We start from the raw sequence: 24,795 nt of genomic DNA, 5'->3' as shown, positions 1-24,795 counted from the left end.
CCACGTCCGGCTCCGCACCATGACCCTGCCTGATCGGTTCATCGATCATAATTCGCAGTTCGAGCAATATAACGTCGCAGAACTCAACGCCCCGCACATCGTCCATACCGCGCTCAACGCAATCGGTGTCAGTGAGAGCGAAGAGCAGATCGCCTGACCAGACGATGGCGAAGCGTCGGGCTGATCAGTTGCTCGTTGACCGTGGTCTGGTTGAAAGCCGGACCCGTGCGCAGGCACTGATCATGGCCGGGCAGGCTTACACGGGTGACAGGCGTGTCAACAAGGCAGGAGATCTCCTGTCGGAAGATGCCCCACTGACCCTCAAGGGTCAGGATCATCCATGGGTTTCCCGTGGCGGCCTGAAGCTTGCGCACGCGCTGCCGTTTTTCGGTTTCTCGCCGTCAGGGAAGATCTGTCTTGATGTGGGTGCCTCGACAGGCGGATTTACCGATGTTCTTCTTACCAATGGGGCAATGAAGGTCTATGCCGTCGATGTTGGTCACGGACAGCTGGCATGGAAGCTGAGATCCGATGAACGGGTTGTGGTCCTGGAAAAGCAGAATGCGCGCAATCTCGATGCTGCGATCATTTCTGAACCAGTAGGTGCGGTTGTTTGTGACGCGAGTTTCATCGGCCTGAGAACCGTGCTTCCTGCTGCACTGACTCTCACGGCACCTGATGCCTGGGCGGTTGCACTGATCAAGCCCCAATTTGAAGCGGGGCGTGAACATGTCGGGGCGAAAGGGGTCGTGCGCGACCCGGCTGTGCATGAGCATGTGTGTCAGATGATAGCTGACTGGTGGCGGGCGTTGCCCGGATGGGAGGTTCTCGGAATTGAGGCAAGTCCTGTCACAGGGCCGGAAGGAAACCGTGAATTCCTGATTGGTGCACGCCGTACTGGCTGATGCCTGGTCGGTCGAATTTCCTCCTCATAAGCCACTGATCGTGCTAATCCCGCGCCGGGCCCTAATTTTTCGTCGTATAGGATGACATGCTGTGAGCGACACCGCATTCGCGCTTGACGCCGCCGACCGCGAGCGGATTCTTGCGAAGTCGGCGTTGTTTTCGCCTCCTCCGGTGCAACTGCCTGACGGACGCCGCGAACTCGTCGGCTTATCGCGGGAAGAGATTACTCAGGAATTGCTGGCTATTGGTGAAAAACCATTTCGCACAAAGCAGCTCTGGCACTGGATATACCACCAGGGCGTAACAGATTTCACGCGTATGAGTAGTATCGCTAAGCCCCTTCAGCAGAAACTGGCAGAACGCTTCGTTGTCGGGCGCCCGGAACCTGCCGTTGTGCAAACATCGACCGACGAGACCCGGAAATTTCTGTTCCGTTTCCGCGATGGCCAGGAAGCCGAGACCGTCTATATTCCGGATCGTCGTGAAGACCGTGGAGCTGTCTGCATCTCATCGCAGGTTGGCTGTACACTCTCCTGCACATTCTGTCATACGGGAACTCAAAAACTTGTCCGTAATCTCGGTGCGGCTGAGATTGTTGGTCAGTTCATGGCTGCACGTGATTCGTACAGGGAGTGGCCGAGTCCTAAAGGTGAGACACCGCGTCTGCTCTCGACCATTGTTCTGATGGGCATGGGTGAGCCACTCTATAACTACGAAAACGTCGCTAAAGCGATGCGGATTGTCATGGACGGTGAGGGAATCGGGCTTTCTCGCCGTCGGATCACTCTGTCAACTTCCGGCGTCGTGCCCTTGATGGATCGCTGTGGCGACGAACTTGGCATTAATCTCGCTGTTTCCCTGCACGCTGTGCGTGATGATCTGCGTGACCAGATCGTGCCGCTCAATCGGAAATATCCTATTGCCGAAGTTCTGGCGGCCTGCCGACGCTATCCGGCTGCAAGTAACGCACGTCGGATCACGTTCGAATATATCATGCTGCGTGGCATCAACGACAGTGAAGCCGATGCCCGTGAACTCGTGCGGCTGATCAGTGGTATTCCGGCGAAGGTCAATCTGATCCCGTTTAATCCCTGGCCAGGAAGCGATTATAAACCGTCGACCCGTGAGCAGCAGGCAAAATTCGCAAAGATTGTCATGGATGCCGGATTTGCTTCGCCCATCCGTGCCCCGCGTGGTCAGGATATTTTCGCCGCATGCGGACAACTGAAAACAGAAAGCGAACGGCAACGGCCTGTCAGAGAAGGCGTCTGAGACGTTCTCCTGAGGATTTGACCGGAAAAATTCGAAGTTTGTCCTGTTTTATGCTTGCGCCGTACAGAGCAAAGTTTGATTGCTTCCTGTCTTTTATGGGGTCGTCCTGCGCCTCTGTCGCCAGGGAGTGTCGTTCATGTCCTGTTTTGTTCATCTTCCCGACCGGGCCGTCATCGCTGTCAGAGGCGAGGACCGGGTCAGATTTCTGCAAGGTCTTGTTTCCAATGACGTGACGAGTGTCGCGCCCGGAGAAGCCGTATGGACCGCGCTACTGACACCACAAGGGCGCTGGAAAGCCGATTTTTTTATCTTTCATGATCCTGACGAAGCCTGTTTGCTGCTGGACTGTGCCGCGCCCCACGTTGATATGATTATTGCGACACTATCGAAATTCCGTTTGCGCTCGGACGTTTCTTTGCAGGCGACCCGCCTTGCCGTGCATGCCGCGTGGGGTGCGTTGCCTGACGTGGCCACGGTGGAAAATGCGATTGTTGCCTGTGATCCACGCCTGCCTGAAGCAGGCTGGAGATTGCTGCTTCCCGAGCCGTCACGCGCCGCAAAAGCTGATGCTTCCACTTACGATCTGCACCGTCTGATTCTGGGTCTGCCTGATGGCGTGCGGGACTGTGAGCCGGAAAAGACGTTGTTGCTTGAAGCAAATTTTGATCTGCTGAACGGCATTTCCTGGACCAAGGGTTGCTACATGGGGCAGGAATTGACAGCCCGTACCCGTTATCGCGGTCTGGTTAAGAAACGCCTTGTTCCGATCGCTTCCGAGATGCCGGTGCCGGTGCTGGGTACGCCCGTACTGTCAGAAGGAAAGGAAGTGGGGCAGGTCAGATCAAGTCATGATCATTGTGGTCTGGCCTTTCTGCGGCCGTCCACGATTGACGATCGTCTGTCAGCGGATGGTCACCGGATCGTTCCGCGTATTCCTGCCTGGCTCGCGCCAGCACTGGCTTCAAAAGATGAAACAGATGGAGCATCATCGTGAGCGCGATAAGGGAAGAGCAAAGTATCCGGCCAGCATCTGATGCTGTTGAGCGTGAACTTGAGCGTGTGGCCTTTGACGGTTCGGGCCTCGTCTGTGGAATCGCTCAGCAGCATGATTCGGGTGAAGTGCTTATGGTCGCATGGCTCAACAGGGAAGCATTGAGGGAAACGCTGCTGACCGGACGCGTCTGTTATTATTCGCGGAGTCGCAAATCTCTCTGGCGTAAGGGAGAGACCTCCGGACAAGTGCAGCACCTGATCGAAGCGCGGCTCGATTGTGACGGTGATGCGATTCTACTGCTTGTCGATCAGACCGGTGTGGCTTGTCACACAGGGCGGCGAAGCTGTTTTTACCGACGCTTTGCCCGGGAAGGACTGGAGACAATTTCAGATCCTGTCATCACACCTGAAGCGCTATACGGTCACTGAGCGATCCTGTGCTGCCCGCTTATTGTGCGTGAAGGAAATTTCGCTCAGTCTTCACGAAATCAGAATCAAGCAGACCGGAAAGGTCGAAAGAGCATGTTGGAGAACCAGCCGCGTCGTCCGTCAGGCCACCTGACCATTCGGGTGATCGCCATGCCCGGTAATACAAATGCCGCAGGAGATGTGTTTGGCGGCTGGGTGATGTCACAGATGGATCTTGCCGCCGGGTCCGCAGCAGGCACCCGGGCGCGGACCAAGACGGTAACTGTAGCAATTGACGGCGTGTCGTTTCTTGCACCGATGACGGTGGGGGATGAGTTGTCAGTCTATACCAATATCGCGCGCGTCGGCCGGACATCCATGACGATTGAAGTCGAGGCCTGGAGGCGTGTCCGGCAATCAACGGAGACGCAACTGGTAACGCATGGGCGTTTTATTTTCGTAGCGCTTGATCAGAATAATCGCCCGATTACGATTCCACCAGAGGAGTTGTCTTCTGAGGAATAGCTTTCATGCGCATAAAAAAAGCTGCCATTTTGGCAGCTTTTCTCAGATCTGAAAAAGTCCGGCTTGTGCCGAACTTTTTCTGTCGTCTGTCAGGATCAGGCAGCGAGAGCAGCCTGTGCCTTCTTCACGATCTCAGCGAAAGCAGTTGAATCGTCGAACGCGATTGCGGCGAGAACTTTACGATCGATCTCAATGCCAGCTTTATCCAGACCATTGATGAAACGGCTGTATGTCAGACCGTGCTCACGGACAGCAGCATTGATGCGCTGGATCCAGAGGGCGCGGAAGTCACGCTTCTTATTGCGACGATCGCGATAAGCATAGAGAAGGGCTTTTTCGACCCGCTCAAGCGCAATGCGATAGTTCGTGGAAGAACGACCGCGATAGCCCTTGGCAAGCTCAAGGACTTTTTTATGACGGGCGAGGGTGGTAACGCCCCGTTTTACACGTGCCATATTTCAGATGCTCCTCAGGCCAGCCCGTAGGGGGCCCACTGTTTCACGGTCTTCGCGTCCATGTCTGTCATGGTCTGCGGGCCGCGATTCGTGCGCTTCATTTTCTGCGAGCGATTGATCAGTCCATGGCGCTTGTTGCCTGGACCGCAGAGCACCTTGCCGGTCGCGGTGATTTTAAACCGCTTCTTGACCGACGACTTCGTCTTCATCTTGGGCATTTCGGTCTCCCTGACGTTTGGTCGCCTCAGCGGATGAGGCAGACATGTCACGGCCGGGCATGCCCCACAGGCCCGGGCGCGTGAACGAGTGGCGGTCATAACGAACCCACCGCCAGGTTTCAAGTCTGATTGCGGACAGGGTGCCCCGGAACGAACGCAGAGCTTTCGTTTGTGTTATCAGGTGCCAGATCAATGCGGTCCTGTCCCTGTGATGCCATCACAATCGGGCGTGACTGCGCGTAACTCCGCTATTCCTGGGAGACTGCCTGAATGACCGGCCTGTCAAATGCCACTCTGCACACATTGCCCCCGGAGGTAATTACACCCGCATATGACCGGAAGAGTGTGTCGGCGGGGATCGCACATATAGGTGTCGGTAATTTCCATCGTGCTCATCAGGCACTCTACGCTGATCATCTTCTGAAACGTTCCGGGCAGATGGACTGGGGAATTCTGGGAATCGGTATCCGGCACGGTCGCCGTGAAGAAGCCCGGGCCGAAGCTTTCCGTAAGCAGGACGGCCTGTTCACTCTGACTGAGTTCGCACCGGATGACACCAGCACAGTCCGCGCAGTCGGTTCAATTGTACACTATGTGAGTTGCGTCGGTGGTTACGAGCCGATTATCGCGCATCTGGCTGACCCGGCAATCCGTATTGTGAGTCTGACAATCACGGAAGGCGGTTATTATGTTGATGGCGATGGTAAATTTCAGATCGATGATCCGTTTATTGCGGATGACCTGAAACGAGATGTACCGGAAAGTGCTTTCGGACTGGTGACGGAGGCGCTCCGGCGCAGACGGGAATCCGGAGCCGGGCCCTTCACGGTTCTGTCCTGTGATAACCTCCAGCATAATGGTCGCGTTGCACAGACCGCGTTCTGCGGGTTCGCGGAAGCCAGAGATGCCTCTCTGGGGGCATGGATCCGGCAGAATGTCTCGTTCCCATCCTGCATGGTCGATAGAATCGCTCCCTCTGTCACCAATGAGGATATTGAGCGTCTGGATAAGGCCAGCGGAGTTGCTGATCTGATGCCGGTCTATTCCGAAGATTTCACACAATGGGTCATTGAAGACAAATTCTGTGCCGGGCGTCCCGAGTTTGAGGCTGTTGGCGTGCAGATGACTGACAATGTCGAGCCTTACGAGCAGGTTAAGCTCCGTATGCTGAATGCCGGTCATTCTGTCCTCGCGTTCAGTGGTCTCATGATGGGATATCGCAAAGTCGACGAAGCAATGGGCGATGCACATATCGTCAGCCTTCTGGAAAATTTCCTGAATGATGATGTGACGCCGCTGCTGTCTCCTCCTTCGGATGTGAATCTGTCTGCATATGCGGCGCTGGTGCTGCGGCGTTTCCGTAATCATGCGGTCGGTGATCAGCTTGAACGGATCGCTTCGGACAGCTTCTCAAAACTGCCGGTGTTTCTCGGCCAGACAGTCCGTGAGCTTCTGGGCGCAGGGCGTGATACGCACCGCGAGGCCTTTGTGCTGGCCTGCTGGGCAGAATGTGAGCGTGGACGCGACGGGAAAGGCGGATCTGTCGAAATCAGTGAACCGACGGCGACAGACGAACAACTCGCATTATTTAAAGACGATAACCTGCTCGCGGTTCTGGAACTTCCGATATTTGAAGGATGGGAAACTGGTAACCATCAGACATTTCGTGAGGCCTTCCGGCGCTATCGCTCTGATCTCAGAGAAAAGGGGCCGGCACAGGTCATTGCATCGCTGTAATCCGGGCTGAGACTGCCTGGCAGTATTTTCCGGTCCGGTTGCGGGGCGCCGATCGGAAAAGCTGTTCGGTGCTCCGCATTGAATATCGCACGCTGACGGGGGTGAAGAGGTTTGCCCGCCTCCTGTAACCGCAGTTACATGCAACAGCACTTTCGTCTGCGTGCCAGAGAACAAATATAAATGCACTCGTTAGCTTGCTAAGCAGGCGAAAAAACGAAAGTAAGTACAGTTAACTATATTCGTTTGTATATAGACAGAACTCATGAAGGTCTGAGCTCATATGGAAAAATAATCATAGCGGTGGTAAAAATTTCGCTATGACATAAATCATATGCTTATTTTGCAGTTCATCAGATCGAGTTATGCATTTATTGCAGGAGACGGAGCAACGGCACCCGATTCTGCATGCGTGTAACAAGGTCACACTTCATTTGCCGAAGTGTTGTACTGCTATGTGCAACGAAATGTGGCGGGCCGGTTTTCCGGTAGTGAGGGCACAAGTGATTAAACGTATACTCGCAGGCATAGCCGGCGCAGGCATCGTCGGCGGAGCAGGTTTTCTTTGGTACGCATGGTACCCTGCGCTACCTAAAGTGGCGCCTCCGGTGCCTGGTCAGTTCAGCGATGCCCGGATTGAGCGCGGGCGTATCGTCGCCGCGGAAAGCTACTGCGTGGAGTGCCACACTCGCGCAGATCTCGGCGGCGGTCCGAAGCTGGCGGGGGACTACAAAATGGTTTCTCCGTTTGGCGCTATCTATTCGTCGAATATCACGCCTGATCCGGAAACCGGTATCGGCAACTGGTCGGAAGAAGCGCTTCGTCGTGCATTGAGATATGGCGTTTCGCGCGACGGTTCGCACCTGTTGCCAGCGTTTGTGTACGATCATTTCACGAAAATGACCGATGCGGATATCTCGGATCTTTACGCCTGGATCATGACGCGGCCGGCCGTGCATATGACTCGCAGGCCTAACGGTTTCCCGTTGTCCATTTCGCCTCGATTCACGCTGGCAGCCTGGAAGCTGCTCTATTTCCGCCCGGGTATTTACAAGCCCGATCCGAAGCATGACGCAGTCTGGAATCGTGGTGCTTATCTGGCTGAAGGTGCAGCGCATTGTGGTGCCTGTCACACGCCGCGTGGTCTGCTTGGTGCAGAGAAGGTGCCGGATGAGACATATGATGGCGGAACTGTCGACGGCTGGATCGCTCCGCCGCTGAATGACAAGAATCCCACGCCGGTTGTGTGGACGGAAGACGAACTCTACCAGTATCTCCGTAATGGGGTAGCGCCCCTGCATGGGCCTGCGGGTGGTCCGATGTCGCCTGTGGCGCATGACTTCCTGGCTACCGTTCCGGAATCTGATGTTCATGCCATCGCCCACTATTTTGCGGATATTGATCGTGCAGCGCAGCGCGTCAGTGGCGACAAAGCCGCTCTGCAGACGGCGATGGAGCAGTCAAAGCGGGATCTCACGGGCGGAACTCTGAATACTGATCCGGATGCGCGCCTTTATCAGGGTGCCTGTGCCGCCTGTCACTACAACGCAGCTCCGATGCCTGTTCTCGGGCGGCCCGAACTCGCGCTCAACAATGCGCTCTGGCTGGAAGAGCCGACCAATCTGTATCTCGTCATGCTTCGTGGTCTGACAGCAGAAGAGGGGCAGAGTGGCGTCGCGATGCCGAGTTTTTATAACGCGCTGAGCGATCACGATATGGCGCGGATTGCCGCTTATCTGCGTCGCACCCGAACCACGCTGCCGCCCTGGACCGATCTGGACAAGAAAGCCGCGGAAGCCCGCAAGCTGGTGGAAGAGCCGCCAGTTAATTCTTCGCACTGAGTCTCGCCATGAGTTGGGATCACGGAGCCGCATTATGATCAAATTCAAACTCAATGGCCGTGACGTATCGCTCGACGTGCCAGAAGATACGCCGCTTCTCTGGGCCATTCGTGATGACCTGGGTCTGACGGGGACCAAGTTCGGCTGTGGTGTTGGCCAGTGTGGTGCCTGCACCGTGCATGTTGGTGGCCGCGCGACGCGCTCCTGCATCACGCCGGTTTCGTCGGTTGAAGGTGCGGAAGTGACCACGATTGAAGGACTGGATCCCGCCGGAGACCATCCGTTGCAGGAAGCGTGGCGCGATATCCAGGTGCCACAATGTGGTTACTGCCAGTCGGGGCAAATCATGCAGGCCGCGAGTCTGCTGAAGGATTATCCGTTACCGACCGATGAGGAAATTGACGGTGTGATGGGTGGTAGTCTGTGCCGTTGCATGACCTACATTCGTATTCGTAAGGCCATTAAGCAGGCCGCTGCTGCAATGCAGTCGAAAAATTCCGGGGAGACGTCCAATGGGTAGGCTCGAACGCATCGCCGCCGAGCAGGACCGCGCTGCAGGGCGTGGTCTGTCCCGTCGTGGTTTTCTTTCCGCCGCTGCCGGCAGCGCATTGCTGTTCGGCTTTGCCCGCGAGGCAAACGCAGCTCAGCTCTACCCGATGGGAGCTCCTCTTCCACCCACAGAGTTTGAGCCAACGATCTGGTGCTCGGTGGCTCCGGACGGAATCGTCAATGTCAATATTATCCGCGCGGAAATGGGCCAGCATATTGGCACGGCTCTGGCGCGGATAATTGCCGACGAGATGGAAGCCGACTGGGATAAAGTTAAGATCACCTATGTCGACACAGACCCGAAATGGGGTCTGATGGTAACCGGCGGATCCTGGTCCGTCTGGATGACATGGGACGTTTTCCGTCAGGCGGGAGCTGCCGCGAGGACAATTCTCGTCGAGGAAGGAGCTCGCCTGCTCGGCTCCGGAGTGGAGAACTGCACGGCCCGTAATGGCATCGTGTCAGATGGAAAACGCTCAGTTTCGTTTGGTGACATCGTTGCGAAAGCGAAGCCGACCCGCAGCTTCACTCCGGAGCAGATGAAAGCTCTGCCGCTGAAGCCTGCATCTGAGCGGCGCCTTATTGGTAAAGAGGTCAAGGCTCTTGATATCCCGTCCAAGACAGATGGTACGGCGATCTATGGCATTGACGCGAAAATTGACGGAATGGTTTATGGCCGTCCGAAAATGCCGCCAACGCGCTATGGCTCGAAAGTTATCTCGGTCGATGACAGCGAAGCGAAGAAAATTCGTGGTTATCTCCGTTACGTCGTGCTTGATGACCCGTCCGACACCGTTCCAGGATGGGTTGTGGTCCTTGCATCCTCATATCCTGCGGCGATCCGTGCGACCGATGTGCTGAAAGTCGAATGGACCCCCGGGAAGACCGCGCACGTCACGGAAAAGGATATTCTCGATCACGGACGTCAGCAGATCGCCAGCCACGATGGCGGCACGATGGTATTCGATGACCACGGCGTAGATGAGGCTTTCAGCCACGCGCATCGCGTTTTCGAGCGCGAATATACATGCGCTTCCGTAATGCATTATCAACTGGAGCCGACGAACGCGATCGCGCAGCTGAAGGACGGCATCTGGGAGATGCATTGCGGAAATCAGTGGCAGTCGTTGTTTCTGCCGGTGATCGCCAAATCACTTGGCGTGCCGGAATCTAAAGTGAAGATGATGAGTTATCTTCTCGGCGGTGGCTTCGGGCGACGGCTTAACGGGGATTATGTTGTCCCGGCGGCCCTGGCGTCGAAAGCGATCGGAGGCAAACCGGTCAAGCTGATTCTGACACGCTCTGACGATATGATGTTTGATTCTATCCGGTCGCCTTCCGTTCAGACCGTGCGGGTGGGCCTCGACGAGAAGAATAACATCGTCGGCATGCAGCATCACGCAGCAGCGGGCTGGCCGACACAGGTCATGGCCGCTGCTTTCATGCAGAAAGGCGTGGACGGCAAGCCATACGATCAGTTCGCGATTGCCGGTGCTGATCACTGGTACAGTTGCGGTCCGGTTCGGGTGCGGGCACTCAGCAATGATCTTGCCAATGATACATTCCGGCCGGGCTGGCTGCGTTCGGTAAGCTCGGGATGGACTCCCTGGGCCGCCGAGCAGTTCTGGGATGAGATCGCACACGATCTGGGCAAGGACCCTGTTGACCTTCGCCTTTCCATGCTGAATGGCGAAGGACAGGATGGCCGCAACAGGGGCGAGGCTCCGGACTCAACCGGAGGGGCTTTGCGGCAGGCAGCCGTGCTGAAGCGTCTTGCTGAGAAAGTCGACTGGGGTAAGCCTCAGCCAAAAGATACGGGTCTCGGGATCGCGACGACTTTTGGTCAGGAACGCGGGATGCCGACCTGGACAGCCGGAGCCGCCCGGGTGCGCGTGGACCGCAGGACCGGTGTGGTCACCTGCGAGAAGATCTGGCTTGTTCTCGATGCCGGAACGGTTGTCGATCCTGATGGCGCGCGTGCTCAGACCGAAGGCGGAGCGCTCTGGGGGCTGAGTATGGCTCTGTGTGAAGGGAGTGAAATTGTTGACGGCGTTTGCAAAGATCGCAATCTCGATACCTACACGCCGCTTCGGATCGCTGATGTCCCTGAAATGGATATTGAGTTCGTTGAGAGCACGGAAAAGCCTATGGGGCTTGGTGAACCGGGTGTGACAACAATCGGTGCCGCGATTGGAAATGCGATCTTCAATGCCGTGGGCATTCGCCTCAGGCACCAGCCCATCCGCCCGGCGGACGTGCTTGCCGCGTTGAGAGAAAAAGGCTCGGTCTGAGTTGATTACCAGGCACGGACAGCAGATGATACTCTCTGTCGTCCGTGCCATGGATACGGTCTTCCGAGCATCAGCAAGAAGCCGTGCGGGTAGTTCATGCTTCCGCAGAACATTTACACAACAATAAAATTCTAACTGAGGCTTTCTGTTGTTCCTGTTGCATTCTGTGCTCGGGAATATGTGTGTCCGTACGTGGTTGAAAAGAGAATTCCCACACCACACATAGTTCCGGGTAAGCACCGCCTCCTCGGGAGGTGGCAGAATGAATTAAAGAGATGAAACAGAAGGATATTATTATAAATGACTGGGCAGGAGACCGGAAACCCATCGTCCACTGCGCAAACTGGCGCGGAACAGCATGAATTCAGTGCCGAAGTCGGGCGCCTTCTCGATCTGGTCGTTCATTCGCTGTATTCTGAACGTGAGATTTTTCTTCGTGAACTTGTCGCGAATGCGGCGGACGCAACAGATAAACGTCGCTTTGAAGCGCTGACAGACGGCGCCCGGGCGCTGCCTGATGATGCGAAAATTCGGATCAATCCTGATAAGGATGCTCGTCTGCTCACCATCTCTGACGATGGATCCGGGATGAGCAGGGAAGAACTCGTCAGCAATCTGGGCACGATTGCCCGGTCAGGGACGCGCGCGTTCGGCAAGGAGCTGGAGTCTGCGAGACCGGAAGATAAGCCGAATCTGATAGGTCAGTTTGGCGTCGGCTTCTATGCCGCATTCATGGTCGCGGATCGGGTCGAAGTGGTATCGCGCCGCGCCGGATCAGACGATGCGTGGCGCTGGACATCGGATGGGAAGGGTGCCTACACGATTGAGCCTGCTGCGCGGGATAAGGCTGGCACTGATATTACGCTGCACATCAAAGATGATGCGGACGAATTCCTTGAGCCCTGGAAGTTACAGGAAATTATCCGCAAATGGGCGGATCATATTTCCTGGCCAGTCACTATCCTCAAAGACGATGCGGAAAGCCCTGCAAATGAAGGCACAGCTTTGTGGCGGAAGTCAAAGAGTGAATTAACTGAAGATCAGATCAACGATTTCTATCGCCATATTACGCATAATTTTGATACGCCCTGGGCGACTCTGCACTGGCGTGCGGAAGGCACCATCGAATTCAGTGCATTGCTGTTCATCCCGGGTTCGCGTCCTTTCGAGTTTGGCGAGCAGTCTCGTGAGAGTAAAATTCGTCTGCACGTCCGGCGTATGTTCATTACCGATGATGCGATGCTTCTCCCGTCATGGCTACGCTTTGTGCAGGGTGTGGTGGACACGGAAGATCTGCCGCTGAACGTATCGCGCGAAATGCTGCAATCCACCCCTGTTCTGGCGCGTATTCGCAAGGCTGTAACAGGCCGCGTGCTGAACGAACTGAAGTCGAAGTCATCCGATGCGGAATCATTCCTGAAATTCTGGGAGAATTTCGGTTCGGTCGTTAAGGAAGGAATCTGGGAAGACGCAGAGCATCGCACTGAACTGGCGGGGCTCGCCCGTTTCCGCTCAAGTGTTCTTCCTGCTGATGAAAAGTCTGAAGAGGCTGCTAAGTCATGGACTACGCTGGCTGACTATATTTCCCGGATGAAACCTGATCAGGAAGCGATCTATTACCTTACAGGCGACAACGAAGAGGTTCTGGCGAATTCTCCGCAGCTTGAAGGCTTCCGGGCGCGTGGAATTGAGGTTCTGCTCCTGTCGGAACCGGTTGATTCATTCTGGCCGGACCGTTTGACCAGCTTTGACGGCAAAACGTTGAAAAGCGTGACCCAGGGGCATGCTGATCTTGAGACTTTTCCGGTGGAAGGAGAGACCGCAGAGGGTGATGCCGCTGATCTGGATATCCTGATTCCTGCACTGAAGGATGCGCTCGGTAGTGAGGTTTCCGACATTCGCGGAACGGATCGTCTTGTTTCCAGTGCTGTCGTTCTTGCCGCTCCGGAGCATGGGATGGATCTCCAGATGGCGAAGCTGATGCGGCGCAGCGGCCAGAAAGTTCCCGATGCCGCGCCGATTCTTGAGCTGAATCCTCGTAATGCGCTGGTGCGTGAACTTGCGCGTAAAGCTGCCGAGAAGAGCCCGGCTATCGCCGATCTGGCGAGTGTTCTGCTTGATGTCGCGCGTATTCAGGACGGTGAGAGTCCGAAAGACCCGACCTTATTTGCCCGTCGCCTGACGGGATTACTCGCAGACGTAGCCAGAACTGAGTGAGAGTTCTGTTCTTTTTCTGATCTGGCTTGTCGCCCCCGGTCAGAGGCTGTGGTGTTTCTGTCATGAGACGGCCAGACGCTTATCGGTAAAAATTTTTTTACCGATAAGCGTCTATTTTTTATGAGGCTGAGAAACCAGTGTGACCATGATGGTGATTCTCGTTTTATCAGGACTTCGTTACAGGTGGCCTGACCTGTCAGGACGCGGAGCGAGTGATGCACGAGAATACGGTTTCTGTCGTGATCGAAGATGAAGACGATATTTTCAGGCAATTGAACCGCGCTGAAAAACTGGCGGCATCCGGTGAGACTGCTGATGCCATCAATGCCTGCGTCAGAGCGGAAGCGCTTCTGTCTCAGACAAAACGGCTGCGTGACATCATCTTTGTGCTTTTGCCTGAAGCAGATGCAGTCGCTCAGTCTGTGTTGCTTGAGCTTTTGACAAAATCAGATAATCGCGATGATGTGCAGGATGCAAAGCTGGCTGATTTTTTGTGTCAACGTGGCGCGTTCGAAGACGCTTTGCCATTTTTGCGTCGGGCCGCACCGCGGCTGCGAGGAGAATATTTTTCAGCCTGGAATTATATTCGGTGTCTTGAAGAGACGGGTCGCTTTGATGAACTGATTGACTGTGCCGCGTTGCTGGATGATCTGGCAGCCCGGGCGGGTGGAACAGTATCTCTGTACAGTCAGCTTGCGAATGCTCGTCTTGCAAAATGCTTTGACAGAACAAGATTGGTTTCAGAGATTGAAGCTCTTGAGATGTCTGTGTTGTGGATGTCTCCTGAGCAGGTTTTCGACCGGATCAGGATGGCTGTTACGCAGAGCGAGGCCTTTTCGGTTGTGTCGCTGGGTTATAATGAGGCCCGGCTGATCGCTGCTACGAGCCTGCGTGCCAATATTCTTCTGTCTTCCCCGGAAACTGTCAGAATCATCAATTTAGCCTGGACTGAACAGTTTGGAGAACTATTTTTGAGCTGTTCGCCAGCACTTATAGCGCAGCTTGGGCGCACCACACGCGAAGGTGGCAGGGAGGCGGGTATACTTTGTCTCCCTGGAGCGGGTGTTCTGGCGCAGGACAACCCACATTTCGGATTTTTCGCGGTGCAGGATCGTGAAATGCGCGCGGGTCGATACGGGGCATTTGCTGAAATGAACGCCCTTGCACTTCTTGCTTCATCCGATCCAGGTCTGCGAAATCTTTTGGCGGGCCAGCCTTTTCTCGGGGTTGTGTCCGGGGTGCCAGGCCTTGCCTCCCGCATCGGTGATGTCTGTGGCGTGACAGCCGTGACGGAATATCTTCTGCGTGCGCCGGAAACCGGCGCCCCTTTACCCGCCGATGCCACAATCGCGCTTGCGGATGACATATGGGTACCTTTTCCTGGAGCCATATTCGTTATAGCGGCAGGTTTGCTGGGTCCATATGTTTGCGAGCGCGTTCGGCAGAGCGGTGGTATCGCGCTCGATGTGAGTAAATGCCTCAGCACCTGGGACCAGTGAACGGTCTCGGTTAGCTGGTTAAGAGCGCGTCCCGCTTCACTTCAAGTTCCAGCCATTGTTCTTCAGCCGTTGTCAGCGCACGTTCAGCGGTATCAAGTGCTTCGGTATAACGGGAGAAAGCCCCGGGGTCTCGTTTATAGAGATCAGGATCGGCCAGCTTCTCACGGAGTTTTTTGATTTCCGTCTCCAGGTTCGCGATCTGGCCAGGTAATCTGTCCAGTGCGTGCTGATCTTTATATGAAAGTTTCCGTATGCCGCCGACCTTCAGAATCGGGGCCGCCGGAATCCGTCCTTCAGTGGTAATCTGAATCGGTTTTTCCGGCCCGTGTCTTTCGTCAAGAGCCACGCCCGCACGCTGGGCCAGCATGTCGCTGTAACCTCCGGCATATTCTGTCCAGACACCGCCACCCGTCGCAGCCAGAACTGAAGTAGCGACACGATCAAGAAAATCACGGTCGTGGCTGACAATCAGGACTGTGCCATCATACGACGCCAGCATCTCCTGCAACAGATCAAGTGTTTCGAGATCGAGGTCGTTCGTCGGCTCATCAAGGACGAGAAGATTGGACGGTCTTGCGAGTGCGCAGGCCAGCATCAGCCGTCCACGCTCTCCGCCCGAGAGTTGACCAACCGGAGTTCGTGCCTGTTCAGGACGAAACAGAAAATCCTTCATGTAACCGATAACATGGCGTTTTTCGTGTCCGACCTGCACCATGTCGCCACCACCGCCGGTCAGTGTATCGGCGAGAGTGCGGTTCGGATCGAGGGCGCGGCGCTGCTGATCAAGTGTGACCATCGCCACGGACGGGCCAAGGGTAATCGTGCCGCTGTCAGGGGCGTCAATGCCTGTCAGAAGCCGCAGGAGTGTCGTTTTTCCGGCGCCGTTTGCTCCAACAACACCCATCCGGTCTCCGCGCAGCACACGAAGATCCAGATCCTTTACAACCGGCCGTTTGCCCCAGGATTTGCAGACCTGTTCCGCCACGGAAACCTGTTTTCCGGAAGGCCCCGTTGTCTGTGCAGCAAGAGTAATACCACCCTGCGGACGCACGGCCTCCAGACGAGCCGTCCGAAGCGCGCCAAGTTCGGCGACGCGGCGGACATTACGCTTACGGCGTCCTGTGACGCCATAACGCATCCAGTCTTCTTCGCGGGAAATCTGCCGATCGAGTTTGTGGGCGTCGCGTTCTTCCTGTTCAAGAACGTCTTCCCGCCAGGTTTCGAACCGTTCGAACCCCTGATCCAGACGCCGGGTGGTGCCACGGTCGAGCCAGACAACGCTTCGGGACAGCGTTTCGAGCAATCGCCTGTCATGACTGATAATGACCATGGCTGTTCGCAGCGAGAGCAGTTCCCGCTCCAGCCACTCGATGGTCGGCATGTCGAGATGATTGGTGGGCTCATCGAGGAGCAGGACATCCGGCTCCGCCGCGAGAACACGGGCAAGGGCGCAACGCCTCGCTTCACCTCCGGACAGAGTGGCAGGATTATCTTCCGGGCTCATTCCAAGCGCATCGAGCATGACGTTCGCGCGCCATTCGGCAGAAGGATCCGTCAGGCCGGCGATAACGTAATCAAGCGCCGTCTCATAACCCGACAGATCGGGTTCCTGGGGAAGATAGCGTAGAGTAGCGCCTGGCTGGAGGAATCTGGTCCCGGAATCCTGCGTGATTTCCCCGGCCGCAATGCGCAGCAGCGTCGATTTGCCGGAACCATTGCGTCCGACAAGGCATACCCGTTCGCCCGCAGCGACCGAGAAGCCGGTAGAATCCAGCAGCGGTTTGCCGCCAAGCGTGAGGGTGATGTCCTGAAGCAGGAGAAGGGGAGGTGCAGCCATGCCGGGAAAGTGCGGGCAACCGGCGCCGCATGCAAGGCAGTGAGACTGTTTTCATCCCGAATTTCTGGATGGTCCTGATCTCAGGGGAGGGGAACGCCTCCCGTGATTGCCTGATACGTGGCTGTCGCGAGGGTCATTGGTTCAAAGGGTTTGGTAATGACGAATGACGGTTCGACTGTATTGCCCGTCAGAAGACATTCCGGATATGCCGTTACGAAGATGACCGGAACGGTCATGGACTGCATGATTTCGGCAACTGCATCCATGCCATTTCCGCCGTCCCCAAGGTTAATATCAGCAAGAATCAGGCCGGGATGCGTCTTTTTCGCCAGGTCGACCGCTTCTGCCTGCGTATGAGCTACTCCGGCCACGGTGTGGCCGCACCGCAGAACAAGATCCTCAATATCCATGGCAATGATCGGCTCGTCTTCGATAATCAGAATCGAAGTCTGGGAAACAGACCGGATTGTTTCGTGCGCCAGGGCAATCTCAGTATCGGCGTCATCGGAATTCAGTTCGAGAATTCTGGCTGCCTGCGCCGCCGTCAGGCCTTCAAGGGTGGTGAGAAGAAGAAGTTCGCGCTGTAACAGGCTGAGCGCATGGGGTTGATCGGTGTCGGTCAGGCTTGCTGCCTTTTGCGAAATCACGCGATAGAGGCCGAGGCGAGCTGGAAGCGTGCCTGTCGGGCGAGCGGCCAGATCACGAAGGCTCTCGGCCACCAGAAGGTCGCCCCGCGGCTGGCTTCCGGTGAGAGCCCGTGCATAACGTCGCGCATAGGGGAGGGCGCGGATCAGTTCGCTTCGTTGCGAATCGGGCATCGTAGATCTTCCTTACGCGGCAGAAACCGAAATGACAGGCGGTATTAAGTTGGCATGGGTGAGCATGATCAGAAAAGGGCTTGTCTTCTGAGTGCTGCGGCCGATGTCGATCGTGGAGAAGCGCCGGATGACATCGCGACAGCCGGAGAAGCTCGTGCGCCTTCCTGGTTTCGTGACGAAATTGTCGGGCTGTTGCCTGAACTGCGAGCCTTTGCGAGGTTCCTGAGCCGTGACCGCGCACGCGCAGATGATCTCGTACAGGAGGCCATCATGCGTGCTCTGGCGGCGCGGGCGCAGTTTGATCCGGCAACGAATCTGAAAGCGTGGGTGTTTACCATTCTGCGTAATCTGTTCTACGAGCAGGGCCGCCGACGCAAGCGTGAGCAGATCGTTCTTGAAGAATATAGCTCAGATGCCGCTATTGGCTCATCGCCTTCCGCAGATTCTTATCAGTTATCCGACCTGGACCGTATGCTCTGGCAGTTGTCGCCGCTTCTGCGTGAAGCACTGATGCTGGTGGGAGCGCAGGGGATGTCATACGAGGAAGCTGCGGCGATCTGCGGTATCGCCGTCGGTACAATGAAAGCCCGGGTGTCACGGGCGCGCGCCGCCCTCGTTGCCCTTCGTGATAGTGAAACGGGTTCTGGCTGATCGAAGCCGGAAAGGCTCTTTCATTCCGCGCTGATGAATTCGATCTGTCGGGTTGCTACGGAAATCAACCTCTCGTTTTCGTGATGTTTTTCTTCGGAGAAGATGCAACCAAAGCCGTGCCCCATTCATTGGTTAGTCAGAATAAGGGGAAAAATAATGGCTGACACATTTCATACCCAGATCGTTTCCATTCTGCCGAAGCTTCGCGTTCAGGCACTCGCTTTGACCCGCAATCGCGCGCAGTCCGAAGATCTGGTTCAGGATGCAGTGTGCAATGCTCTGAATGCACGTGACAGCTTCATTCCCGGAACGAACTTTGCGGCGTGGATGCATCGTATTCTTCGTAACCGGTTTATCTCAGATCTGCGTAAGCAGCGTGTGACGGCTGATATTGATGATGTGCCGGGTGAACTGCTCTCCAGCAAAGCTGATCACGAGGATCGGCTGGCTGTGAAAGACCTGGGTTACGCACTGGCCCGGTTACCGGATGATCAGCGGGAAGCGCTCATTCTGGTTGTGCTTCAGGGGATGAGCTACCAGGAACTTGCCGAGTCGACGGGATGTGCGGTTGGTACCGCGAAAAGCCGTGTATTCCGGGCTCGTCGCCAGCTTGAAGCCTGGATGACAGGTGATCTTCCCGAAAACGACGGACTGCGTCAGCGTGCGTCTGCTTTGCGCGAGGAAGTTGGTCGTCGCCAGATGGCCGGCAACGCGGCGCGGCCCTCTGTTTCGCATGGGTGAGTAAAGTTTAGGGAATAAAACTTTAAGCCGGGGTATGGTATGGTGACCCATTCTTTCCCGGCATCGCGCCCGGAGCCTTTGGAACATTTGCCGGGATGGTTGTCGATGTCGGCCAGGGACGAAAAGTCCGTAACTGCGAAGAAAAAAAGCAGGAAAAAAGGGGACGATGCCTTTGAATTATGGCTCCGGCGCGGGTTGCATCAACTTTTTGATGATGTAACGAAGGAGCCTGTCCCTGAAGAGCTTCTGAGAATTATTGAAGCAGATAAAGATTCATGACGGTCGTCGCAAAAAAAAATTCCGATGTCGCACGGATGATTTGCGCCGGCTGGATGTGCATGTCCTTATCGGAAGTCTTTGCATTTTGCAGACATCCTGGATTTTCGGATTGTCATGAACTCGGGTGGCGCTCCTGACGCCAGAGGCGGTTCGCGTGTCATGAAAGTGGTTTCGGGCGAGCAGACAGCACAGAAACGTCAGAGTTTCAGGTTGCGTCTCGTTTTTCATTTTGCCCGATTGTTCGATTCCGTCAGGGCCCGGATGGCGACCATTATCATTGGTTCGGTGTTGCCTGTGGCTGTACTGGGAACTGTTCTGATCTGGCAGGACTACGCCAACCTGTCCCGGAGCAGCGAAATACGCAGTGAGGATGCGGTTCGGGAAATTGACCGGCATCTGCGGCATGATGCTGAGCGCACGACCGCAATGCTTGAGACGCTCAGCGAATCGATGGTGGATGACGAATCCGCCCGACGCCTCCTGCAACTGGCGCAGTCTGCAAGCGGAATGCGTTATTGCCTTCTGGCTGTTCTGGATGCGCAGGGCGGTATCGCACATCGGCTGACAACGACTTCCGGCTCATTTGAAGCCTGTGAAGGGGGAGCGCGTTCTGTGGTTCCTCCCGGAAAATTCGCTTTTATATGGGTTGATAAAGGGCGTCCTTATCTCAGTGTCCGTGTTCCGCTCTCCGCAGCGCCTTCCGGTAAAAACGATGGAAAACAGGATTTTCTGATCGCGATTGAACCATTGGATCAGACGGCTGTCGCCGCTCAGAGCCATTTTCCGCCGAACGGAGGCAGCGCGCCCCAGTTGATGAGCAATGCCCATGCCTGGCTTGTCTCCCGAGATGGAAGCCTTGTGTCCTTCTGTCCGGATTGTGGCTGGGTGGCGCCGGATGACGCGACTATTCACAGGCTAAATCAGCGTAGTTCCGAAGATGTTCTTGGCAGGGCCGCCCTGCAGGTAGCCAGTCGTTATTATGCTTATGGTCCCGTTGGCGGAATGGGGATGGTTGTTGTCGAAGCGACCCGCCTCCCGCAGGAAACGCGGACGATGTGGGTGCTTGGCATCTGGATTGTCATGGTGCTCAGTCTGCTGCTGGCTGGTCTTGCAGGCGTCATGATTGCCGGACACCGTCTTGTCATTTCTCCGTTGCGGCGACTGACCGAAGCCGTTCAGGAATGGGAGCGAACTGGCATATTCGACGCGGCGATCAGTCTGGCAGCGCCACAGGAGTATCGAAAGCTTGCGTGGGCTTTCGGGACAGCTACTCGCCGCCTTGCGAGACGGGAGCAGGAACTCCGTAAGGCACTGGAGCATCAAAAAGTACTTCTGGGAGAGATTCATCATCGCGTAAAAAATAATCTTCAGATCGTGGCATCACTGCTCAGTTTGCAGGGCAGCCGAATCAGGGATGATGACGTTCGGCTTGAGTTTATGCTGGCACGTGGCCGCGTAAGAACTCTGGAGACGCTGCACAGGCATCTCTACGTTGAAGGCGAGCTCGAAAGCCTCAACATGAGCAGCTTTCTTTCTGAACTCAGCGCGCAGCTTCTGAATGCCGCCGGGCACGACGTGCAATCACGTATTACAATGCACCTGGACGCCGGCGATGTCGTGTTGCCTCCGGATCAGGCAACGTCGATTGCTCTTATTGTGTCGGAAGTAGTTTTCAATGCTCTGAAATTTGCTTTTCCAGGAAATCGTCACGGAACGATTTCGATATCGATGACGCGTCAGAAAGATGTTGTGACGCTGATTATCGCAGATGATGGAATAGGCCTTTCGGCTTCTTCCGGAAATGATGAACGCGAGGGAATCGGTCTGCATCTGATTCGCGGGTTTGCCCGGCAAATATCAGCTCGCCTGCAGGTCGATGAGGGTGACGGAACGCGATTCATTGTTGAATGCCCCGTCCCATCATCCCGCGGCGCAATGTGAGATGCGACGAGAAGCGATAGCTGATCCGCGCGCCAATGAGGAGCGAAGGACACTGTATCGCGTGATAGGCCCTGTTTTGACGGGACTGTCTTCGATATAGAGGACACATGAACGAGAGCAAGGCGGCGATCCGGGCCTGGACCCGTGCGCAGGCGCGCCTTGGCCTGCGTATGGCCCGGCCGTCTATTTTCCTGGGTGTGGTGTCGAGTCTGCTGGCTGTTGTGCAGATCTGGTGCATTGCAAATATTCTTGGCCCGGCCCTTACGACGCTGCTTCCTGCAGGAGGCGTGGTGTCCGGTGAGGTTCCGATATGGCCATTCGCAGGGTTTATCGGTGCCGCGCTTACGCGCATGGCCGTGAACGCCACCAGTGAAATTTCCTCGGCGGCGGCAGGGCGCGCCGCTCGCAGACGTTTGCGTAGTGAAGTGCTGTCCTCGATTGTCGGAGCCGGGCCCGCTGTTCTCCGGCAGACGCATAGTGGTGCTCTTGCTGCTCTGGCGGTTGACCGGATTGAGGCTCTGGACGGGTATTTTGCCCGCTGGGCTCCCGCATCCGTTCTGTGGATAGCTTCTCCTTTCTGTCTGTTTCTGTCCGTGCTCTGGGTGCAGCCACGAGCTGCTCTGATCCTTGGGCTGTGTGGTGCCGCAGTGCCGGTGGCGCAGGCCGTGTTCGGAATCGGTGCCGCCGTGGCCTCTCGCAATCAGTTTCTTGCAATGACGCGCCTTCAGGCCCGCTTCCTGGATCGCATCAGGGGGATCGCGACAATCGTTTTATCCGGACGTGCTGACGAAGAAACTGCGCGTCTCGCTGAAGCTGCTGATGATCTTCGCGTTCGGACGATGAAAATTCTGCGGGTGGCGTTTCTTTCGTCGGCGTCCATTGATTGCGCGATGATTATTGCTCTGATCGCGATCGCCCTGGCCGACGGTCATCACGCCCTCGCAGCGGCAGATGATGCGGATCGCCAGAATCTTCTGCGTCTTGTGATCAACAGTCTCTTTGCTCTTCTGATCGTTCCTGAATTCTTTGCTCCGTTCCGTGGACTGGCGCTCGCCTATCAGGACCGGGCTCTTGCTCAGGGAGCGGCTGCCGAAATCCTTGCCCTTCCAGAACCACAATCGGTGACGGGGGGACAGCCGGTGCGCACGGTTGAAGCGCATGGCGTGACGATCGCTTTTGAAGACGTGTGTTTTACCTGGGATGCATCGCGTGGTCCGGCACTGGACCATGTATCGTTCATTGCCCCTGCCGGGGAAACAACGGTGCTTGCCGGTCCGTCAGGTGCCGGTAAATCGACTGTCATGGAATTGTTGCTGGGGTTTATCAGGCCGGACAGCGGTCGCGTCACGTTCAATGGTGCGGATATGCAGACCATTGTTCCTGAAGCTATTGCAAAAATGACGTCGTGGATTGGTCAGCGACCGGTGCTGTTTGCCGGTACCCTTAAAGAAAATATTACATTCGCGAAGCCGGATGCTACGCCGGAAGAAATGGCCGCTGCTCTGCGGTCTTCAGCAGTCGACCGCTTTCTTCCTGATCTGCCTGATGGACTTGAGACTGTAATCGGCGAAGGCGGCTTCGGTCTCTCCGGCGGTCAGGCTCAGCGTATCGCAATCGCGCGCGCTTATCTGAAAAATGCTCCGATTCTTCTGCTCGATGAGCCAACGGCTTATCTTGATCCGGTTACGGAAGCTGATGTTTTTGAAAGTCTGAAACGGCTGGCGCTGAAGCGCACTGTTATCCTCGCAAGCCATTCTACAGCTGTTCACATGTTCAGTGGACGCCGTGTCGATCTGGCGCATGGCCGTGTGACGGCACGACAGGGGGCAGCATGAGCGGCTCGCCAGTGAAGGACATTCGATCTGTGCGAGGTTCAGTATCAGGTGGCTCTGCGGAGCGCCGAAGCCGGAGCGAAAGTGCTGATCGCGCGGCACTGTGGAGTATTGTAGAGGTCTGGCGTCCCCATGCTGCCCGTCTTGCGGTCGGTCTCGGTCTGTCGCTGCTGGCTGTGCTGGCTGGTCTGGCATTGATGAGCAGTGCCGGCCTGAGATTTGCTGGGGCCGCTCTGGGCGTCATTGTCGTGACAACAGTGTCGTTGCGTATCCTGGGCATAAGTCGTGTCGGGCTCCGTTATGGCGAGCGGCTTTTTGCTCACGATGCGATGTTCCGGGCACTTGCCACACTTCGTGTCTGGTTCTTCCGGTCTCTTGCTGAAGGCGCGGCCGCTGGTCTGGGATTCCGCCGGGCCGGAGATCTGCTCTCCCGTCTGGTGTCCGATGTGGAAGTGCTGGATGGGCTCTATCTCAGAATTCTCCTGCCTCTTGCGGGTGCGTGCATAACCTTTCCCGTCCTTATTCTTGTTCTGGCGCGGGTAAACCTCCTGCTGGCGGTACTTGTCGGTGTGCTGTTCGCGGCCTCAGCTTTTGCTGTTCCCCTGGCAGCGGCACGTCTGAGCAGAAAAGAAGGTGGTGCCCTGAATCGTGCCCAGGCAGGGCTCCGTGTCGGCGTGCTTGATCTGGTCAGTGGTATGCGTGAGATCCGGGCGTTCGGAGCAAGCCGACGGATGCTGGACCGTATTGCAGCGGATAACGACACATTACTGAGACGTCAGGCCCAGCTCTCCACCCGCATGGCCTGCGTCGGAATTGTTTCGCAATTCTGCGCTCAGCTGGCCATTTTGCTGGTACTCGCTGCTATTTCAGGGGTCGGATTTGCACATATTCCGGTAGTGCAGGGGGTTGGAGCACTGTTTCTGACTGTGGCTGCATTTGAGAGCGCATCCGGACTTACTCGCGCCGGAATGCTGGCAGGAAATATGGGAGCTGCGGCGCGACGTGTCGTTGCCGTCGCTGAAAAACGGAATATCCCGCACATTTCGGTGCCACAGACTACTGAGATGCCGACGGGCTTTGATATCTGTTTTGATGATATTAATTTTCGGTGGCAGCCGGATCGTCCGATGGTGCTTGAGAATTTTTCTCTGGAGATCCCGGCGGGTTCCAGAGTTGCTCTTCTCGGGTCGTCAGGAGCGGGAAAATCTACAGTCGCAGCTCTGTTGCTGAAGGCCGCATTTCCACAGAGCGGACGCATCCTGCTGGGAGGCGTTGATATAGCAGCGTTGCCGGACACCTGGCTGCGGAGGAAGATTGCCTGGCTTTCCCAGGCCACTCATCTGTTTGATGACACCATTCGGAATAATCTGCTTCTGGGCGCGCCGGAGGCATCGGAAGACACTTTGTGGCGTGCACTTGATGAGGCTGCGATTGGCGATTTTGTGAGAAATCTGCCGGGGCAGCTCGATACCTGGCTTGGAGAGGGCGGCGTTAAAGTCTCCGGCGGGCAGGGACGCAGGATTGCTCTGGCGCGCACTCTCTTGTCGGATGCGCCCATTCTCGTTCTTGATGAACCGGCGACCGGGCTTGATGCGCAGACTGAACAGGATTTTTTCCGGACACTGAATGTCGTTGCTGCTCATCGCACTGTCCTGCTCATAGCGCATCGTCTGACAGGTGTGGAGCAACTGGACCGGGTGTGGCGGATTTCGGGCGGCAGAGCCTCTGCCGCCACAGCGTGATTGCGCGCCTGGTTAGTCTTGTTGACGTGGCACGCCTGTGCAGGCA

General features: G+C 56.2%; 21 protein-coding genes. 17 read left to right on the top strand and 4 right to left on the bottom strand.

From position 1 onward, the window contains the following. Nucleotides 1-164: 164 nt before the first annotated feature. The 5 genes from GOB85_RS11425 (at nt 165) to GOB85_RS11405 (ending at nt 4,104) form a co-directional block, all read left to right on the top strand. Nucleotides 165-905: a TlyA family RNA methyltransferase gene (locus tag GOB85_RS11425; protein WP_173577573.1), complete on the top strand. Its 741-nt coding sequence runs from the start codon at nt 165-167 to the stop codon at nt 903-905. A 91-nt stretch (nt 906-996) separates the two neighbouring features. Then, nucleotides 997-2,178: a 23S rRNA (adenine(2503)-C(2))-methyltransferase RlmN gene (rlmN, locus tag GOB85_RS11420; RefSeq protein ID WP_173577574.1), complete on the top strand. Its 1,182-nt coding sequence runs from the start codon at nt 997-999 to the stop codon at nt 2,176-2,178. A gap of 136 nt (nt 2,179-2,314) precedes the next feature. Next, the gene (gene ygfZ / locus GOB85_RS11415) at nt 2,315-3,172 is read left to right on the top strand and encodes a CAF17-like 4Fe-4S cluster assembly/insertion protein YgfZ (protein ID WP_173577575.1); all 858 of its coding nucleotides are present in this window, start codon (nt 2,315-2,317) and stop codon (nt 3,170-3,172) included. Between the two features lie 5 nt (nt 3,173-3,177). Beyond that, on the top strand, nt 3,178-3,600 hold the full coding sequence (gene hisI / locus GOB85_RS11410) for a phosphoribosyl-AMP cyclohydrolase (protein WP_408737067.1): 423 nt from the start codon (nt 3,178-3,180) through the stop codon (nt 3,598-3,600). Nucleotides 3,601-3,693: 93 nt separating this feature from the next. After that, a complete protein-coding gene (locus GOB85_RS11405) occupies nt 3,694-4,104 on the top strand; it encodes an acyl-CoA thioesterase (protein ID WP_173577577.1) in 411 nt (136 codons plus the stop codon). A gap of 95 nt (nt 4,105-4,199) precedes the next feature. Here GOB85_RS11405 and rplT read toward each other — a convergent pair whose 3' ends face one another. After that, the gene (gene rplT, locus GOB85_RS11400) at nt 4,200-4,559 is read right to left on the bottom strand and encodes a 50S ribosomal protein L20 (RefSeq protein ID WP_173577578.1); all 360 of its coding nucleotides are present in this window, start codon (nt 4,557-4,559) and stop codon (nt 4,200-4,202) included. A 14-nt stretch (nt 4,560-4,573) separates the two neighbouring features. Next, nucleotides 4,574-4,777, bottom strand: coding sequence for a 50S ribosomal protein L35 (gene rpmI / locus GOB85_RS11395; RefSeq protein WP_173577579.1), 204 nt, complete (start codon nt 4,775-4,777; stop codon nt 4,574-4,576). A gap of 270 nt (nt 4,778-5,047) precedes the next feature. On the opposite strand from rpmI, the gene GOB85_RS11390 reads away from it, so the two are divergent. The 6 genes from GOB85_RS11390 to GOB85_RS11365 all read left to right on the top strand — a co-directional run bounded on the left by GOB85_RS11390 (nt 5,048) and on the right by GOB85_RS11365 (nt 14,908). Next, nucleotides 5,048-6,514 (top strand): mannitol dehydrogenase family protein, encoded by a 1,467-nt coding sequence (locus GOB85_RS11390; protein WP_173577580.1) that lies wholly within the window; start codon nt 5,048-5,050, stop codon nt 6,512-6,514. Nucleotides 6,515-7,014: 500 nt separating this feature from the next. Then, on the top strand, nt 7,015-8,352 hold the full coding sequence (locus GOB85_RS11385) for a c-type cytochrome (protein WP_173577581.1): 1,338 nt from the start codon (nt 7,015-7,017) through the stop codon (nt 8,350-8,352). Nucleotides 8,353-8,386: 34 nt separating this feature from the next. Continuing rightward, on the top strand, nt 8,387-8,872 hold the full coding sequence (locus GOB85_RS11380; protein WP_173577582.1) for a (2Fe-2S)-binding protein: 486 nt from the start codon (nt 8,387-8,389) through the stop codon (nt 8,870-8,872). Further along, nucleotides 8,865-11,192: a xanthine dehydrogenase family protein molybdopterin-binding subunit gene (locus tag GOB85_RS11375; protein ID WP_173577583.1), complete on the top strand. Its 2,328-nt coding sequence runs from the start codon at nt 8,865-8,867 to the stop codon at nt 11,190-11,192. The genes GOB85_RS11380 and GOB85_RS11375 overlap by 8 nt, the downstream gene beginning before the upstream one ends. Before the next feature lie 300 nt (nt 11,193-11,492). Next, nucleotides 11,493-13,409 carry a molecular chaperone HtpG gene (gene htpG / locus GOB85_RS11370; RefSeq protein ID WP_173577584.1) on the top strand — a complete coding sequence of 639 codons (1,917 nt, stop codon included), beginning with the start codon at nt 11,493-11,495 and terminating at the stop codon, nt 13,407-13,409. 215 nt (nt 13,410-13,624) lie between these two features. After that, entirely contained in the window at nt 13,625-14,908 is a 1,284-nt protein-coding gene (locus GOB85_RS11365) for a hypothetical protein (protein ID WP_173577585.1), read from the top strand. A gap of 10 nt (nt 14,909-14,918) precedes the next feature. Here the strand turns inward: GOB85_RS11365 and GOB85_RS11360 are convergent, their stop codons facing one another. Both GOB85_RS11360 and GOB85_RS11355 read right to left on the bottom strand, forming a co-directional pair. Continuing rightward, on the bottom strand, nt 14,919-16,745 hold the full coding sequence (locus GOB85_RS11360; RefSeq protein WP_173577586.1) for an ABC-F family ATP-binding cassette domain-containing protein: 1,827 nt from the start codon (nt 16,743-16,745) through the stop codon (nt 14,919-14,921). Between the two features lie 80 nt (nt 16,746-16,825). Further along, nucleotides 16,826-17,563, bottom strand: coding sequence for a PhyR family response regulator anti-anti-sigma factor (locus tag GOB85_RS11355; RefSeq protein ID WP_173577587.1), 738 nt, complete (start codon nt 17,561-17,563; stop codon nt 16,826-16,828). A 180-nt stretch (nt 17,564-17,743) separates the two neighbouring features. On the opposite strand from GOB85_RS11355, the gene GOB85_RS11350 reads away from it, so the two are divergent. The 6 genes from GOB85_RS11350 (at nt 17,744) to cydC (ending at nt 24,749) form a co-directional block, all read left to right on the top strand. After that, nucleotides 17,744-18,214 carry a sigma-70 family RNA polymerase sigma factor gene (locus GOB85_RS11350; protein ID WP_408737066.1) on the top strand — a complete coding sequence of 157 codons (471 nt, stop codon included), beginning with the start codon at nt 17,744-17,746 and terminating at the stop codon, nt 18,212-18,214. Nucleotides 18,215-18,370: 156 nt separating this feature from the next. Beyond that, nucleotides 18,371-18,955, top strand: a complete 585-nt coding sequence (locus GOB85_RS11345) for a sigma-70 family RNA polymerase sigma factor (protein WP_173577589.1) — start codon at nt 18,371-18,373, stop codon at nt 18,953-18,955. A gap of 39 nt (nt 18,956-18,994) precedes the next feature. Then, entirely contained in the window at nt 18,995-19,234 is a 240-nt protein-coding gene (locus GOB85_RS11340) for a hypothetical protein (protein ID WP_173577572.1), read from the top strand. Nucleotides 19,235-19,393: 159 nt separating this feature from the next. Further along, entirely contained in the window at nt 19,394-21,175 is a 1,782-nt protein-coding gene (locus tag GOB85_RS11335; protein WP_173578994.1) for a sensor histidine kinase, read from the top strand. Between the two features lie 107 nt (nt 21,176-21,282). After that, nucleotides 21,283-23,010, top strand: a complete 1,728-nt coding sequence (locus tag GOB85_RS11330) for an ABC transporter ATP-binding protein/permease (RefSeq protein WP_173577591.1) — start codon at nt 21,283-21,285, stop codon at nt 23,008-23,010. Further along, a complete protein-coding gene (gene cydC, locus GOB85_RS11325; RefSeq protein WP_173577592.1) occupies nt 23,007-24,749 on the top strand; it encodes a thiol reductant ABC exporter subunit CydC in 1,743 nt (580 codons plus the stop codon). Before GOB85_RS11330 ends, cydC begins: the two co-directional genes overlap by 4 nt. Nucleotides 24,750-24,795: the final 46 nt, after the last annotated feature.

Origin of the sequence: Acetobacter fallax (assembly GCF_011516735.1) — a bacterium.
GTDB classification, from domain to species: Bacteria; Pseudomonadota; Alphaproteobacteria; order Acetobacterales; family Acetobacteraceae; genus Acetobacter; species Acetobacter fallax.
This window is presented reverse-complemented; position numbering and strand designations above follow the sequence as displayed.